This is a genomic window from Halalkalibacter oceani (genome assembly GCF_040544555.1).
GTDB lineage: Bacteria > Bacillota > Bacilli > Bacillales > Bacillaceae_D > Halalkalibacter > Halalkalibacter oceani.
Window position 1 is genome coordinate 143,658 of record NZ_JBEPKD010000002.1, and the last position, 15,998, is coordinate 159,655.

Here is a 15,998-nt window from a genome sequence, read left to right on the forward strand (position 1 = left end):
AAGGCAAAATAAAAAAGAGCGGCAAAGAAAACTCGCTCCTTTTGCCACTCTTTTCCTCAGTTCTTATTTTGCTGCATCGTAACGCTTTGTCACTTCATCCCAATTGACTACATTCCAGAATGCGTTGATGTAATCAGGACGACGGTTTTGGTAATTTAAGTAATAAGCATGCTCCCAAACGTCAAGGCCAAGAATTGGCGTCTTGCCTTCCATTAAAGGAGTATCTTGATTTGGAGTGCTTGTGATCGCCAGCTTGCCGCCATCAACGATAAGCCAAGCCCAGCCTGAACCAAAGCGGTTAGCTGCGGCATTTGCAAATTCTTCCTTGAACTTGTCGAAGCTGCCGAATGCTTCGTTAATCTTGTCCGCTAATTCTCCTGTTGGCGTTCCGCCGCCGTTCGGGCTAAGAATTTGCCAGAACAAAGTATGGTTAGCATGTCCACCACCATTGTTGCGAACCGCGCCACGAATGTTCTCAGGAACAGCGTCTAAATTAGAAACAAGATCTTCAATGCTCTTACTTGCTAGCTCATCATGGCCTTCAAGAGCTGCATTCAGCTTTGTCACATACGTGTTGTGATGTTTACCATGGTGAATATTCATTGTTTGCTCGTCAATATGAGGTTCTAGTGCGTTTGCTGCGTAAGGTAATTGCGGTAATTCGTATGCCATCTTCAATCTCCTCCTAATTTGAATTGCCAGCGACTTTACCAACAGAAATGTTTAGTAAGTCCGCCAATACCTACATTACCAAAATTTACTCGAGGTTGCAATAAAGAAGCTTGTTCTTTTTTACGTCGGGCTCCAAAATTTAATGTACCCTTCCTACCCGCTATTCAAACCTCTTCTTCGGCATATTGATTCCTTTTTTTCCATACATATGTACAAACCATCAAAGGAGGGACAAAATGAACTGGTGGGAAGCATTGCTTATTGGCTTTATCCAGGGAATTTCTGAATTTTTGCCGATTTCCAGTACTGCTCATCTGCTGCTTGCCAGGCAGATTTTCGCTTTTGAGACGCAGGCTGACACCGAGCTTGTGCTTGAAGTTTTTTTACATGCCGCCTCCCTGCTGGCGGTCATTCTTTATTTTTCGCGTGACCTGCTGCGGATTGTAAAGGACTTTATCCTCTATCTCACAAATAAACAGCAGAAACATTACAACCATTACCGTTTCGGCTGCTTGTTGCTCCTGTCGACCTTTGTCACGATGGGCGCAGGAAAAGGGCTTGAGTATGTTCTTGGTGAGCAGCTGACGACAATTGCCTTGATTGGCGCCTCTTTGATTATTACCGGGATTTTTCTCGTACTGATTGAGCATGGTGTCGACAGAGGCATGCGAAAGGAGCTGACCTGGCGGGATGGCGTTCTGATCGGTCTCGGGCAAGCCCTCGCCGTCATCCCCGGCATCTCCCGTTCCGGCAGCACATTAATTGCCGCTCTTTGGTGCGGACTCAGCAAGGAGGTCGCCCTCCGCTATTCTTTTCTTCTCTCGATTCCGATTATTCTCGGAATCAGTATCATTAAGCTGCCGGAGCTCGCTCAAGGATCGTACAGCGATCAATGGCCTTCCTTGATGCTTGCCTTTCTTTCAGCATTTTTCTTTGCCTTACTCAGCATTAAATGGCTGATTGCGATGGTACAGAACAGCAAATTAACATACTTCGCCTGCTATTGTATCGGTCTCGGCCTGTTTTCATGGATTTTTCTCGCATAGGAAATCATTGATCTTACTTGGAGAGTATGCTATCGTAAACCAAAAGCAATTGAATCGAAAACACCACTAGGGGCGCTTTGTAGCTGAGAGAGGTTCCACCTCAACCCTTACTTGACCTGACCTAGGTAATGCTAGCGGAGGAAAGTGGCTGTTCTGACAAATGATGAGGATCGTAACCTGTCATGGCGCCACCTTTCTGCCGAATGGTGGCGTTTTTTCTTTTGCGGCGTAAATTCGGAGACACATTCCATGACCAAGGTTTCACAGGAACTATTGCGTTTGAAGGAGCTGACCTTTCACTATTCCGACGATTTGGCTCCTGTCATCAAACAGTTAACTTTATCGATTGACAGCGGGGAAATCCTCACTGTTATGGCCCCAAGCGGAACGGGGAAAAGCACGCTGTTCAAATTGATTACCGGACTGGCCGAGCCAACTTCCGGCTCGATTGAGCTGTTGCAGGAAGGCTCAGCCCGGCGTGAGATTGGCTACATGCCGCAGCAGGATCTTTTATTTGAATGGCGTACCATTTTGGATAATGTGGCTCTCCCGCTCGAACTACAAGGAATCGGGCGGAAAGAGCGCTATGAGCGGGCAAGGGAACGAATGAAGACGTTTGGCCTTGCCGGAACAGAGCAGTCCTACCCTCATCAGCTCTCGGGCGGGATGCGGCAACGGGCCAATTTCCTGCGGGCAACGCTTTCCGGTGAAAGACTGCTCTTACTTGATGAGCCATTCAGCTCGCTTGATGCGATGACCCGTCTGTCGATGCAGTCCTGGCTGCTCAGACAATGGGAAGAGGCGACAGAGCGGCCGACGCTGCTCTTTATTAGTCATGATGTCGATGAAGCGCTCTATTTATCGGATCGGATCGCTGTCTTTTCAGGCTCTCCATTATCGAACTATACCCTTTTCACCGTCCCTTTTTCCCGGCCGCGTTCACATGAGCAGCTTCTAGAAGCCGAGGGGGCTTCCTTAAAAAGAGAGATTCTTCGTCATCTTACGAAGGAGGTGACGCCGTCATGAAACGGATCACCAATTGGCTCTATCCATGGCTTTTGCTTTGTGTGCTGCTGCTTGTCTGGCAAATAAGCGCCATCGCAGTCGGGCAGCCGTTTCTTTTTCCGGCACCGACACAAGTACTGGCGAAAATGGTTGAGCTGAATGAAGCGCTGCTTTTTACTCATTTGCCGGCCACGCTCGCGATTATTGTAACAGGGCTTTCCATTTCCTTCGTGCTCGGCGTCGTGCTTGCGATTGCGATGTACAAGCTGCCGCTCGTCGAACGGGCTTTTTATCCGGTTTTAATCGCTTCTCAAACAATTCCGATTATCGCCCTGGCTCCATTGTTCGTCCTTTGGTTCGGCTACGGGCTAACGAGCAAGGTCGTCGTCACCGTGTTGATTACCTTCTTTCCAATTACCGTCAGCACGTTCGATGGCTTTCGTACGACGAAGAAAGACTATCTTGAGTTGATGAAAACGATGGGAGCGAGCAAATGGCAGCTATTTTGCAAGGTCGAGGTGCCATCCGCTCTCCCTTCTTTCCTCTCAGGCATGAAGGTCGCCGTGACGCTGAGCGTGATTGGCGCGGCGATCGGTGAATGGCTCGGCGCCCAAGCTGGCTTAGGCTATTTCAGCCGGAGAATGATGACGCAATTTGACGGTGCCGGTGTGTTTGCCCCGATTGTCTGGCTGTCGCTGATCGGCATCGCGCTCTTTCTGCTGATCCGCCTGCTGGAAGCTTCGCTGCTAAAATGGCGGCGGACGAAATGAGTTAGCCGAATACTTTTGGCTAACTCATTTTTCGTTTTCACTCGAATTGGCCTGCCGCTGCCCGGGCAAATAACAGCTTATCTGCTAAGACATCAAAATAATATAAATCACGGTCAAATTGATGATTTAATTCAGTAACGGTAATCCCTAATGCTGCCGCATATTCCTCCTGCTCTTCAAAATAATGAGGGTCAACCATCTCTTCAATATAAGCCGTGACCTCTTCTTCCGTAACAGTTATGTCGTATTCATCCTGTGCTTCCGCTAGCAGTTTTTCAAACTCCCGCTTCCGTTCATTTCTTGCTTTGATTATTTCAGCCGTTGGACGGTTCGTACCGAATAAGTGATTATTAATCAGCGATCGGAATAGCATTTTTTCTTCATGAATTGGCTTATACTCATATAACACCTCAATACTTTTGGATGAAGAAAGCTCAGCAAATTGATCCAAGGCGAGTGTTACCGCTGTTTTTACATCCGTTTGGTAGCTGTCAATCTGATAGCCGCTATCACCCTCCTCTAGAGTTTCCCTCTCGCCCTCACCATACATGCATCCAGCTAATAGCACCAGACTACATGCCATCACAACACTGATAACCCCTTTTTCCATGCGTCTTCCCCCTGATTCGTTTTCTCCGGATCAGTCCCTTTATTTTCCTAATACCACTGTAACACAAAAAACACTACCATGCCTGGTAGTGTGAATTTCGTTATATGGCGGAGGAAGAGGGATTCGAACCCCCGCGCGGTTTAACCCGCCTGTCGGTTTTCAAGACCGATCCCTTCAGCCGGACTTGGGTATTCCTCCATCAAATGACAGTTGGTGGACCCTGTAGGACTCGAACCTACGACCGATCGGTTATGAGCCGACTGCTCTGACCAACTGAGCTAAGGGTCCTTACATGGGGCGGCTGATGGGAATCGAACCCACGAATGTCGGAACCACAATCCGATGCGTTAACCACTTCGCCACAACCGCCACAAGATTGCCACGAATATGTAAAAAAAGATAGCGGCGGAGGGAATCGAACCCACGACCTCACGGGTATGAACCGTACGCTCTAGCCAGCTGAGCTACACCGCCATATTGGCTCCACAGGTAGGACTCGAACCTACGACCGATCGGTTAACAGCCGATTGCTCTACCACTGAGCTACTGTGGAATATTCATTGTTGTTTGTTTCATTCGTACGCTTGTGGTACCTGGCTCTTCCTCTTACTAGCTTCGCTCCGTTGCCGGCTGCGTCGAGTCAACTCGTTGCTTGTTCGACGATGACTGGCCTCGTCACTGAGCTACTGTGGAATATCATTGAAGTTGTTCATTCGTACGCTTGTGGTACCTGGCTCTTCCTCTTACTAGCTTCGCTCCGTTGCCGGCTGCGTCGAGTCAACTCGTTGCTTGTTCGACGATGACTGTCCTCGTCACTGAGCTACTATGGAATATTCAATGAAATTCTTTATTCGTTCACTTGCAGCAACCCCATAAATCGCTAAAGACAAGAATGATAATAACATTTCTTCACCTTCGTGTCAATATATACTTTCCCTCAGCCACTAAGCAAGCACTGCTTTCCCAACTTATCATATTTAGCTCTATTAGACAAGCCATTTTCTGTTAATAGCGGGGGCTTAGGACTAGGGGGGCAGCAAGCCTGTTCCTCGTTTTAAAAGCCCATGCCGAAATGAATTCGGCATGGGCTTTTCTCTAATCTTAACTTTCTTTTATAAAATCAATGGTCTTCGCTAATGACCGCTTCCGCAATATTAACAGCATGGTCACCAATTCTTTCCAAATTGCTGACAATGTCGACAAAGACGATGCCGGCAGAACCGGAGCATTGGCCTTCGTTGACGCGCTGAATATGCTGCTTTCTCAGCTTTCGTTCCATCCGGTCAATCATTTCTTCTTTCTCGATCACGGAACGCGCCATGTCGCCATCGACTTTATCCAGGGAGAGAACAGCTTCTTTTAAAGTGGAAATCGTTAAATCAAACATCTCTTGCAAATCGGACATCGCGGTCTCCGATAAATTAACCTTGTTCGCTTTTTGATAATCCTTCAATTCAACAATGTTTTCGATATGGTCGCCGATTCTTTCAATATCTCGAACCGTATCCATCAGCATCGAGTGCATTTTTGAATCCGGCCCTGACAACGAACGCGACGAAATTAAAATCAAATAGTCTGTAATTTTGCGATCTAAATTATTAATCGCCTCTTCAAACTGCACGGCCATTTCAGCATGGCGCTTCGTGCCGTTACGAAGATATTGACTGACCTCAAAAAGCCCTTTTTCCGAGAAATCAGCCATTCGTAATACTTCCTGCTTCGCCTGTCCAAGCGCGATTGCCGGCGAACTGCCGATAAATCGTGGATCTAAATGCTTTGTCTTATATTCAATGCTGTATTCCTCACCAGGGACGAGTTTGGTTACAATGGCCGCCAGCACCGCAATGAACGGCAGCTGAATCAGCGTATTCGAAACGTTGAAGATCCCGTGAGCAAACGCAATCGTCATTGGCCGATTCAAGTTTATCTGTACCGCCAAAAACTCGATCAAATTCAAAAAGAGTGGAAAAACAATCAGAACGAGCACGGTCCCAATCAAGTTGAAAATGACATGGGTCAACGCTGCACGCTTTGCCGCAATTGAGGCTCCAATCGCCGCCAGCACCGCTGTGATCGTCGTCCCGATGTTGTCACCGAACAACACCGGCAGTGCTGAGTCAAGTCCCATAGCCCCTTGCTCATAAAGCTGCTGTAAAAGCGCAATCGCCGCACTGGAACTTTGCACGAGCACGGTAAATACCGTACCAATCAGCACCCCAAGCAAAGGCGTTTCACTCATGCTAAGTGTTAATTCTGTAAAGGCTTCAAGTTCACGTAATGGTTTCATTCCTTCTCCCATTAGCTCTAGTCCATAAAAAAGAGCACCGAAGCCAAAAATAACTTGTCCATAATTGTTGAATTTCTTATTTTTCAAAAAGAAAATCAAGGCAGCTCCGAGGGCAATAATCGGTAAAGAATAGGCAGATATATCGATCCCGATAATAAACGCTGTTACCGTCGTTCCGATATTCGCTCCCATAATGACACCGATCGCCTGCTTTAATGTCATAAAGCCGGCATTTACTAATCCAATTGTTAATACGGTTGTGCCGGAACTCGTTTGCAAAAGCACCGTTACAAACAGACCAGCTATCACCCCCATTAACGGGTTGGTCGTAAATTTATCGAGAAGATCCCGCAGGCGCTCCCCGGCAACCTTCTGTAATCCATCCCCCATGAATTTAATTCCGAACAGGAAAATCCCCAGACCCCCAAAAAACATGAACAAGAGTGATTGTAAATCCACAAATCCTCATCCCTTCATTTTCATAAGTCATCGTAAACTTTTGTCAAATTCGACAAAGCTCAACATCGACACCCTGTCTATTATTATTCATTTATGAACGGTTTGTAAATATGTATTTCGTATTTTTTCATATACGCTCTTTCTTTTAGTGATTCTTCCCTGAAATACATGGATCATACTCATAGTATTTTCTAGCGACATTCGTTAAAATAGGGAAGGGAAAAAGGAGGCAGTCATGAGTTTCTGGAAATGGTTTACAAAATGTTATGATCGGAAGGTAGTCGCCTATAGCCGGCTCCGCCCTATTACTTCGACAATTTGGCATGTTCTTTTTGTCATGCTTTTGGCCAGCTTTCCATTTGTCCTTTCGACAATGATAAGCGCAGTCGCTAATGTTGAACATCTGCAAGAGACGTTACAAGCCGATCTTCCCGATTTCCAGCTTGTTAACGGGGAATTAAGCATGGAACATGAAGAAGTCTATATCGCTGAACATACAAATGATTATCTTTTTGTGATTGATCCAAATCTCACCTATCCAAAGGAGGAATTGCCGGCACTTCACAATGGGGTCGTCCTGCAAAAACAGGAACTGATTATGATCGACGAAGGTCATCTCCAAACAGTCCCTTATCTTCTTCTTGGCGGCCAGCAGCTCTCTGGTGATCAGCTCAAAGCTCGGATTGATGACCTGGCCGGCTTTTTGCCAATTTTGCTCGGAGTCGTGAGCATCCTGATGTATGCGGCATTAGCAGGAACAGCCTTTCTCGGCATTACGGCCCTCGCTTTCATCGGCCTGGCCTTTCGTCAAAAGCAGCGTTTTCTTACTTACCGTCACTTATGGCTGATGACCGCTCATGCTTTCACGTATCCGGCAATTGTGCTATTTTGGATCGACACATTTTTATGGAAAGTTCCATTCACTGCTTTTGTACTAGCGACTTTTGTCTATTTATTGCTGGCAATGAAATCAATTCCGCTGCCAAAACAAAAGAAGCGAGTCGCTCCTTAGCGCTCGCTTCCCAAGATAATGTTATTGCTCCGTAAAGAGCTTCTCCGCATCATCCAATGCCATGTCCTGTCCGAGTGCGGAATAATCAAGCCATGTTTGGCCGTCGAGCGTGTAGACATGATTGTTCTTTACCGCTTCGAGATTATTCCAGACTGGATTTTTCGCCAGCTCGTCAAAACTTCTCTTCGCATCATCATCATTGTTGACGATCAAAAAGATCGCATCTGCCCCCAAATCAGGCAGCACTTCTTTTGAAATAACGGCAAATGGCTCGTCCCCCGTCATCTCTTCCAATCCATCAATCGGCGTTAACCCGAGGTCATCGAACATAATCGGCCCCATCGGACGGTTCATGCTCATTACCCTCATTTCCTTGGCCGAGACGCGGATCGCCATCACTTTCGCCTCTTCACCAAGTTCATCGTGGATGAACGACTTCACCCGCTCTGCCTTTTCTTCGTATGCTTCGATAAACTGTTCTGCGACCTGCTCGCGTCCGACATAAGAAGCCGTCTCCAGCAAATGATCGCGCCATGTCCCTTCATCGATATCCGTGCTGATGACCGGGGCGATTTTTTCCAATGTGTCGAGCGACTCCGCGCCGAAATGCGCATCCGTAAAAATGTAATCCGGCTCCAGCGCCAAGATGGCTTCCATATCAGGACTTGTCACAACGCCCAGCTTTGCGCTGCCCTCAAGCAAATCCGCGACATGCGGTAGAAAATCACCTACGCCCCCACCAATTGCCGAACCTGCCGGCTTAATCCCGAGCGCCAGCAGATTATTCGTCATATGAATCGACATCGAGGCGATGACCGAATCCGGATCAACCATCGGCTCACCTCCGTCCGCCTCCGTTTCGTTGCCATTTTCCGTCACAGCTGCGTCCTCGCCGGCAGACGATGTCTCGACGTCAGCTGTCGTTTCCCCTGTTTGTCCGCAAGCGACAAGCAGCATGATGAAAAGAAGCAGCAATAAAGGTTTGATAATAAATTTCATTGGTTCATTATCCTTTCATGATTCAAATTTATTTTTTCGCAGCAGCAAATAAAGAAAATAAGGACCACCTAAAGCAGCGACAATGACACCGGCAGGAATTTCATTAGGGCGAAAAAGCGAACGGCCGGCTGTATCGGCCATCACGAGAACCGCCATGCCGATCAATGCCGTTATGAGCAAAGAGCCGCTATGCTTTGGTCCGACAAGGCGACGCGCAATATGGGGAGCAGCCAGACCGATAAAGCTAATCCCTCCGGCGACTGAAACGCTTGCGCAGGACAAGGCGACCGCGAGCAGCAGCAACAGAAATCTGTTTTTTGTCGGTGAATTGCCGAGCCCTGTGGCGATCTCGTCGCCGAGACTGAATAAATCAAGCTTTCGCGATTGCATATAGATTAGCGGAAAGCAGAGCACTACCCACGGCAAAAGCGCCCAAACATGCACCCACTCTCTTCCCCAGACATTACCGGCCAGCCAGCGTGCGGCAAACGCATAGGTCGTGTCATCGAGCCTGAGCGACAGCAGCAGCGTTAAAGCGCTGAATCCAGCCGCCACCGCAATGCCGACGAGAATTAGCCGGATTGGCAGAAGACCGCGATAGCGATCATAGGAAAGCAGGAAAACAATAAAGGCCACAAGCAAGCCACCGGCAAAGGCAAACAGTGGAATCATTAGTGACATCGGTCCGTTCATTTCTAAAAAAAAGCTAATGTAGACGATTAAGCCAAACGCCGCTCCAGTATTCACACCAAGGATGCCGGGGTCGGCAAGCGAGTTGCGCGAAACGCCCTGAAAAACCATCCCTGTCACCCCAAGACCTGCTCCTGCAAGCATCGTAACGAGTATGCGCGGCAGCCGAAATTCGTACAGGGCCATCGTCTCGTACGGGGTGCCATAACCGAACAGCGTTTTCCAAACCCCGAGTGGAGAAATCGGCATCGAGCCAGTATGTAAGCCAACGAGAATGATAAGCAGAACAATCAAGACAAAAACAAGCGAAACGCCAAGGAGACGTTTTCTCCTGCTCCTGATGATTTCCTCCAGCTTCATCTGCTACAGCTCCCTCCTTTCCTTGCGCGCGATGTAAAGAAAGAAAGGAACACCGACGAGAGCAACCATCGCCCCGATCGCAAATTCCCTTGGCGGATTGACCATCCTCGAAGCAAAATCAGCCCAGACGAGTAAAATCGCCCCAAGTAGGGCCGACATCAAAATTCGCTTCCGGTAATCGATCCCGACAAGCCAGCGGGCAATATGGGGGGCAACAAGACCGACAAACCCGATCGAGCCGGCGACTGCGACCGCTGAGCCTGCCAATAGAACGGCGGCCGTCATCCCTTGCAGCCTGACGGCATTAAGGGAAACGCCCAAGCTTACCGCTGAATCATCACCAAGAGACAAAAAGGTAATCGGGCGCCCCAGCATGACCGCCCAAACCGCGACGATGAAGACAATCGGCGCGAGGAGCCGCAAATGCTCCCAGCCAATTCCGCCTACTCCCCCCGCATACCAAAACGCCAGATCCTGACTCAGTTGAAAATAGATGGCGATTCCTGTGCTCAACGACTGCAAAATCGCCGCCACAACGGCCCCGGCGATCGTCAGCCTCAATGGCGAGTGAACGGAACCGAGCAGCATAATAAAGATAGTCGTCAGCCCCGCTCCGAAAAAAGCAAGTACAATTAACGTGCTGTATGAGACCGATGGGATAAATGCAAAGCTGAGCGCAACAACAAAGGCCGCTCCCGCGTTCACCCCCAATATCCCGGTGTCCGCCATCGGATTACGCGTTATCCCTTGCATAATCGCTCCCGCAATGGCAAAGGCCATCCCCGTAACAGCCGCTCCAAGTACTCGCGGAAGGCGGATATCATGGACGACCTGGTGGGTCGTCCATTGTTCATCATAGTGGAAGACTGCAGCCCACACCGTCTCCAGTGTGACATCCTTAGCTCCATAGGAGACGCTGATAAAAAGGGTTAGCGCCAATCCAGTCAGGGCCGCAACAAACCATACTATTGTAATCAACCGCTTCGATCCAGCCATGACGATGTCTACTTCCTTCCCAACCCATTAATAATGATCATCATTCTCACTAAAAATCGAAAAAAAAGCTGCATGACCGCTTCCCCTTTGCCCCCTAGCAAACAAGAGGCCAAAACCTCCTCCTTTTTCCAGTGGAAATTGCTCATTATCCAAACAACCACTGATAATGATTATCAATATTAACAAAACTATGTACGCCTGTCAATTTTCATACCTCGGACTGGACCGAGCAATCCCGACAAGAATGAAAAGGTCAGATAAAACTAGCTTTGAGCTATTGGCGATCGCAGATTGTAGCGATTCCGCTCATGCTTAAGGGCTGGGCAAAAGGTAAAAAAACAACCTTCTTCCCAGCCCTCATACATTACTCGCTTTCCTTGTTTTCTTCGCGCTTCTTAACGACAATCCGCGTTCCGTCAACGGAAACAACTTCAATCGGCGCGCCCGCTTCAATCCATTGACCACCGCTTGTCGCGCTGTACTGGGCCCCGTCAATCTCAATCGAGCCAGTCGGGCGGAATGGCGTTAACGTTTTGCCTTCCTTGCCGACTAATGATGTGTAGCTCTCATTGATCGAATTATAGCCGAGATCTCCCGTTAAACGATCCTTCAAGGTCATTTTCGCCCACAAATTACGCGATGGAAACACCTTCAGGAAAAGGGCGGAACCAAACCCTCCCAAGAGGAAGCCCATTGAGACAAACACTCCGTAAAGAAACGTTGGTGCAGGTACGGCCAAGCCAATAATCATCAGGATAATTCCGAGTAAAGCGACGGTACCATCCGTAATCACCTTGCCATCAATGATAATCAAAGCAAGCCCTACTACATAAAGAATGACAACCCAAAAACCGACTTCCCCTGACAAATGATAGGAGAAATACATCGCCATAATCGCGATCCCTAATAGTGCAAAAAGGCCCTTCGCCCGTACGAGCAGTTCGCCAATTAAAAATAACGTTCCGAGAAACACAACTAAAAATCCGATACTAGCTGAATCTAACCATTCCATAACCCCGTCCCCCTTTCCTATACATACGGCTAACCCCCATCACTTGGTTTCAGCAAAACGGAAAAAAGCATAAAATTCACTTTTATCCGTTTTGCCGGCGCCAGCGTGCACGAATCAGGTCCGGTTATGAACTGAAAACACCGCGCAGTGAATCAATCAGGCTGTTAATAAACTCAAGGAAGCTGCGAATAAAGCCTTGCGTCTCTTCCCGATTTAAAAATTCGCCAAGATTGTCGCGCACATTTGTAATTTGTTCCTGCACCTGATTCCAGTCAATGTTTAAGTCCTTCATTCGCATAAACAATGAGACAAGTCCATTCAGTTCTTCATCAGTCAACGTAATGCCAAGCTCCTCTGCAATCCGACGAATCAATTCACGCAGATCATCCTCTGTCTCCACAGGGTTGTTCGCAATTTCTTCCTTGACCCGGTTCATTAATTCCGTCGCCTGCTCTATACCAATTGACTCACTCAGTTCGGCAGTCGTCACCATTTCTTCATTGGCGATTTGCTTCTGTTCTTCAGGAATTTCAATCTCTGTTGCAATTTCATACGCCTTGATCAGACCGGTTAATGCCGCCGTTCCCGATACTTCGACCGGCGCCGTCACATAAATATCGGCATCCTCCACGCCGGCTGTAATCAGCGCATTGGCATACATCGCTTCCGACACCCATTTTATATTATGCGTTTCTACATTAATTCCCGCTCCACTTTCCTGCAACGTAATTTTCGAGGAGGAAAGAGCGCGTGTCCCAATTTGACTCGCACTAATATAGTCTCCTAAATATTGATGCTCTTCTTCATTTGTCACATATACAATCGGATCATTCTCCGTTGCTCCCATTTCATTTAGCAGTGCCTGCCGCTGTTCCGCGGAAAGAGAATCTCCAAGGGTCACGATCACGTCACCTGGAGCTGCGTCAGCGAAAACAAGCATCGGCATGAACAAACTAAAAACAAGTAAAAGCACCCAGCTTCTTTTTACATTTTTCATCATAATCGACTCCTTTTTTTGACGAGCTTTCTTTGATTTCTCTAAGCGCTCTGTCAACACTCTATGTAACGAGTGTTCTATACACAAGGAAACACATTTATTGAATAAAAGAAAAGGGCCTTTTGTCTCATTTACCGATCAGCTTAAAGGAAATGGGCGACAGCTTTTCCCAATTGGCAAACAAGACCAGCTGCTCATAAACAGAAGACCGACCAATGTTACACAAAAAAATGAAGTATACATCATTTGCTCAACATCGGCAACCCATTGAGCATATAACACCGGGCCAAAAGCCACACCTAAAAAGCGCAGCATCGCATAAAAAGCAAAGACCGTCCCCCTTTCCTGCTCCGAGACAATGGAAGCGAGCGCTGCATTAGCGGAAGGAAGAACAATCCCAAAGCCCGCTCCAAATAGGAGAAGACCGGCGAGTACAACGGATAGCTCTGTTGAAAAAATCATACCGAAAATGCTGAGAATCATCAAGGCCGCGCCAGACAGCATCCCTCTTTTATAGCTGTCCTCCCTGCCGTGCAGCTTCTTTCCGGTCGTATAGGAAGACAGCGTCAAAGCAAGCAGCGGGATCGCCAGAAAAAGCCCGGCCCAGATCGGCGATACCCATTGCTGTTCTTCTAACCGAAAGGACAAATAAAACAAAAAACCAAACAGCATGAACATCCCGAATGCACCAGCCGTAAAAATTGGCAGAAGCCAGCGCCACTCCCTTTGGAACAAAGACCGTAAACGCCGAAATTTAACCCAAATCGCCTCTTGGCCGCGGGCCTGATTTTTCTTACCCGGTAAAAAGAAGGCGATCCCGACAAACGCCAGCAGGGCAAATGCAAACAGCACAACGAAGCTGAGCGACCATGAATAGAGCAAAAGCAACGCCCCGATAATCGGGCTGACGACCTTCCCCGCGCCATTAAATACTTCAATTAACCCAAACGCCTGGTTGCGCTGCGGCCCCTGATACAAGTCACTGACGAGAGCCATTGCCAGCGGCGTGATGCTTCCCGCTCCGATTCCTTGCAGCACTCTGGCGACAAGCAGTAAAGCAAAGGAAGTTAGCGCACTGCTCGTCGCCAATGACGCAAGCAGCGCTCCTCCCATAATAAAGGGAAGTGCGGTCAATGCGACCTGCTTCCGGCCATAGCGGTCGGAAAGAACACCGCCTAAAGGGACAAACAAAGCAGCGGGAATCGAAAAGCTTGTCAGCAGCATCCCGCCCTGGAACGTGGTAATCATTAAGTCTGTCTGCATCATCGGCAGAAGGGGAATAAACATCGAATTCCCAATCACCATAATAAAAGGGAGCAACCCGATAAAAACAATCAAATAGACAGGCTGGCGCTCATTCATCCGAAAAAACCTCCTCAACGTTCAAGCAAAGTTGTCATAATTATTCCTTGTCCACATATACTGGATAATAGTAGAAACGGTAAAACGGCAGATGGCGTCTTCCATTACAGGCAGGCGCTAAAAGGAGGACAAGCTAATGAAACGACTCGTGACGATCGCGATAGTGTTGATGATTTTATACTGCACTTATTATGATCTTTCGATTGGAACTTTACCCAATGGGTTAACGAAGGCGGCTGAAGCCGAGCAGGAGGCACAGATCCAGCGAGAAGCCGAACAACCTTTGCCCCCTCCTTTAGCGCAAGCGCCTTATCAGGAGGTCATCGTTGAACCGGGCCATACCGTTTTGTCGATTGTTGAACATCTTCATGAAGGTCCAATCCCGGCTTCGATCCAGGAAATTGTCTATGATTTCAAAGAGCTGAATCAAGGACTTGAGCCGGAGGATATGCAAATTGGCAAGGTTTACCGATTCCCGCTTTATCATTCGCATTAAGTGAGTTTATCCTTGCCAAACCGTAAAGGTCATTGATAGAATGAAGACGATTGTCTAATCTGAGATTAGAAGAAGAGACTGTCTCTTCGATATAAAGGAGCGAGGTCAATGACCGAACGAACACATCGTACAAAAACCCGGCCGGTTAAGGTAGGTAATTTGACGATTGGGGGAAACAATGAGGTTGTCGTGCAAAGTATGACAACAACGAAAACACATGATGTTGAAGCTACCGTTGCAGAAATAAAACGATTAGAAGAGGCAGGATGTCAAATCGTGCGGGTGGCATGTCCCGATATGCGCGCCGCGGAAGCAATTGCGGATATTAAAGCGCAAATCTCGATTCCGCTTGTTGTTGATATCCATTTTGATTATAAGCTGGCTTTAAAAGCGATCGAAGGCGGCGCTGATAAAATCCGGATCAACCCGGGGAATATCGGCAAGCGTCATAAAGTGGAGGCTGTCGTCAAAGCGGCGAAAGAAAAAGGCATTCCGATCCGGATCGGTGTTAATGCCGGCTCGCTTGAAAAGCGGATATTAGAAAAATATGGCTATCCGACCGCTGACGGGATGGTCGAAAGCGCCCTCCATCATATCAGCATACTTGAGGAACTGGACTTTCACGATATTATCGTTTCGATGAAGGCGTCCGATGTCAATTTGGCGATCGAAGCTTATGACAAAGCATCTCGTGCCTTTGATTATCCGCTTCACCTCGGGATTACCGAATCAGGCACACTGTTCGCCGGAACGATCAAAAGTGCGGCCGGACTTGGAGCCATTTTAAATATGGGCATCGGCAACACGTTGCGGATTTCTTTGAGCGCCGACCCGGTTGAGGAAGTAAAGGTTGCGCGCGAGCTGCTGAAGTCTTTCGGCCTGGCAGCCAATGCGGCGACGCTTATTTCCTGCCCGACATGCGGCCGGATTGAAATTGATTTGATCAGCATCGCCAATGAAGTCGAGGATTACATCGCCAAGATCAAAGCACCGATCAAGGTGGCCGTCCTCGGCTGTGCCGTCAACGGACCAGGCGAAGCGCGTGAAGCCGATATCGGCATTGCCGGCGCCCGCGGTGAAGGACTGCTGTTCCGCAAAGGAGAAATTGTCCGCAAAGTTCCGGAAGAGATCATGGTCGAAGAACTCAAAAAAGAAATTGACCAGATCGCCGAAGAATATTTCGCCAAGCAACAGGCTGAGCTTGCATCAAAGGCTTGATTTTTTA

The 15,998-nt window shown here is 48.1% G+C and carries 15 protein-coding genes, 5 tRNA genes and 1 riboswitch; of the genes, 6 read left to right on the top strand and 14 right to left on the bottom strand.

Translation table 11 applies throughout. The annotated features are described in order from the left end of the window. Window positions 1-63: 63 nt before the first annotated feature. Window positions 64-672 (bottom strand): superoxide dismutase, encoded by a 609-nt coding sequence (locus tag ABMB67_RS04175; RefSeq protein ID WP_251221727.1) that lies wholly within the window; start codon window positions 670-672, stop codon window positions 64-66. Window positions 673-908: 236 nt separating this feature from the next. On the opposite strand from ABMB67_RS04175, the gene ABMB67_RS04180 reads away from it, so the two are divergent. The 3 genes from ABMB67_RS04180 (at window position 909) to ABMB67_RS04190 (ending at window position 3,493) form a co-directional block, all read left to right on the top strand. Continuing rightward, complete coding sequence (locus ABMB67_RS04180; RefSeq protein WP_354571210.1) at window positions 909-1,718, top strand: undecaprenyl-diphosphate phosphatase; 810 nt, start codon at window positions 909-911, stop codon at window positions 1,716-1,718. 58 nt (window positions 1,719-1,776) lie between these two features. Further along, a riboswitch (TPP riboswitch) is annotated at window positions 1,777-1,878 on the top strand. Between the two features lie 89 nt (window positions 1,879-1,967). After that, complete coding sequence (locus tag ABMB67_RS04185) at window positions 1,968-2,744, top strand: ABC transporter ATP-binding protein (protein WP_251221725.1); 777 nt, start codon at window positions 1,968-1,970, stop codon at window positions 2,742-2,744. Continuing rightward, window positions 2,741-3,493 (top strand): ABC transporter permease, encoded by a 753-nt coding sequence (locus ABMB67_RS04190; protein WP_354571211.1) that lies wholly within the window; start codon window positions 2,741-2,743, stop codon window positions 3,491-3,493. Before ABMB67_RS04185 ends, ABMB67_RS04190 begins: the two co-directional genes overlap by 4 nt. 37 nt (window positions 3,494-3,530) lie before the next feature. Here ABMB67_RS04190 and ABMB67_RS04195 read toward each other — a convergent pair whose 3' ends face one another. The 7 genes from ABMB67_RS04195 to ABMB67_RS04225 form a co-directional block, all read right to left on the bottom strand. Next, on the bottom strand, window positions 3,531-4,103 hold the full coding sequence (locus tag ABMB67_RS04195) for a hypothetical protein (protein WP_354571212.1): 573 nt from the start codon (window positions 4,101-4,103) through the stop codon (window positions 3,531-3,533). Between the two features lie 105 nt (window positions 4,104-4,208). Then, window positions 4,209-4,301 (bottom strand) — tRNA-Ser (locus ABMB67_RS04200). A 13-nt stretch (window positions 4,302-4,314) separates the two neighbouring features. Beyond that, window positions 4,315-4,391 (bottom strand) — tRNA-Ile (locus ABMB67_RS04205). 5 nt (window positions 4,392-4,396) lie between these two features. Next, window positions 4,397-4,472, bottom strand: a tRNA-His gene (locus ABMB67_RS04210). A 31-nt stretch (window positions 4,473-4,503) separates the two neighbouring features. Further along, window positions 4,504-4,577: transfer RNA gene (locus tag ABMB67_RS04215), tRNA-Met, on the bottom strand. Window positions 4,578-4,581: 4 nt separating this feature from the next. Further along, window positions 4,582-4,656 (bottom strand) — tRNA-Asn (locus tag ABMB67_RS04220). Between the two features lie 567 nt (window positions 4,657-5,223). Further along, a complete protein-coding gene (locus tag ABMB67_RS04225) occupies window positions 5,224-6,849 on the bottom strand; it encodes a Na/Pi cotransporter family protein (protein WP_354571213.1) in 1,626 nt (541 codons plus the stop codon). Window positions 6,850-7,084: 235 nt separating this feature from the next. On the opposite strand from ABMB67_RS04225, the gene ABMB67_RS04230 reads away from it, so the two are divergent. Further along, window positions 7,085-7,861: a DUF1189 domain-containing protein gene (locus ABMB67_RS04230; protein ID WP_251221721.1), complete on the top strand. Its 777-nt coding sequence runs from the start codon at window positions 7,085-7,087 to the stop codon at window positions 7,859-7,861. Window positions 7,862-7,882: 21 nt separating this feature from the next. On the opposite strand, the gene ABMB67_RS04235 is transcribed toward ABMB67_RS04230, so the two are convergent. The 6 genes from ABMB67_RS04235 to ABMB67_RS04260 form a co-directional block, all read right to left on the bottom strand. After that, complete coding sequence (locus ABMB67_RS04235) at window positions 7,883-8,860, bottom strand: ABC transporter substrate-binding protein (protein WP_354571214.1); 978 nt, start codon at window positions 8,858-8,860, stop codon at window positions 7,883-7,885. Between the two features lie 15 nt (window positions 8,861-8,875). After that, the gene (locus ABMB67_RS04240; protein ID WP_354571215.1) at window positions 8,876-9,910 is read right to left on the bottom strand and encodes a FecCD family ABC transporter permease; all 1,035 of its coding nucleotides are present in this window, start codon (window positions 9,908-9,910) and stop codon (window positions 8,876-8,878) included. Between the two features lie 3 nt (window positions 9,911-9,913). After that, a complete protein-coding gene (locus ABMB67_RS04245; protein ID WP_354571216.1) occupies window positions 9,914-10,906 on the bottom strand; it encodes a FecCD family ABC transporter permease in 993 nt (330 codons plus the stop codon). Window positions 10,907-11,270: 364 nt separating this feature from the next. Then, window positions 11,271-11,918 (bottom strand): NfeD family protein, encoded by a 648-nt coding sequence (locus ABMB67_RS04250; protein WP_251221718.1) that lies wholly within the window; start codon window positions 11,916-11,918, stop codon window positions 11,271-11,273. Between the two features lie 124 nt (window positions 11,919-12,042). Continuing rightward, on the bottom strand, window positions 12,043-12,918 hold the full coding sequence (locus ABMB67_RS04255; protein ID WP_354571217.1) for a DUF1002 domain-containing protein: 876 nt from the start codon (window positions 12,916-12,918) through the stop codon (window positions 12,043-12,045). Window positions 12,919-13,053: 135 nt separating this feature from the next. Beyond that, window positions 13,054-14,277 carry an MFS transporter gene (locus ABMB67_RS04260; protein WP_354571218.1) on the bottom strand — a complete coding sequence of 408 codons (1,224 nt, stop codon included), beginning with the start codon at window positions 14,275-14,277 and terminating at the stop codon, window positions 13,054-13,056. Between the two features lie 136 nt (window positions 14,278-14,413). On the opposite strand from ABMB67_RS04260, the gene ABMB67_RS04265 reads away from it, so the two are divergent. Together ABMB67_RS04265 and ispG are read left to right on the top strand one after the other, a co-directional pair. Then, window positions 14,414-14,773, top strand: a complete 360-nt coding sequence (locus tag ABMB67_RS04265; RefSeq protein ID WP_251221715.1) for a hypothetical protein — start codon at window positions 14,414-14,416, stop codon at window positions 14,771-14,773. 108 nt (window positions 14,774-14,881) lie between these two features. Further along, on the top strand, window positions 14,882-15,991 hold the full coding sequence (gene ispG / locus ABMB67_RS04270) for a flavodoxin-dependent (E)-4-hydroxy-3-methylbut-2-enyl-diphosphate synthase (protein WP_251221714.1): 1,110 nt from the start codon (window positions 14,882-14,884) through the stop codon (window positions 15,989-15,991). Window positions 15,992-15,998: the final 7 nt, after the last annotated feature.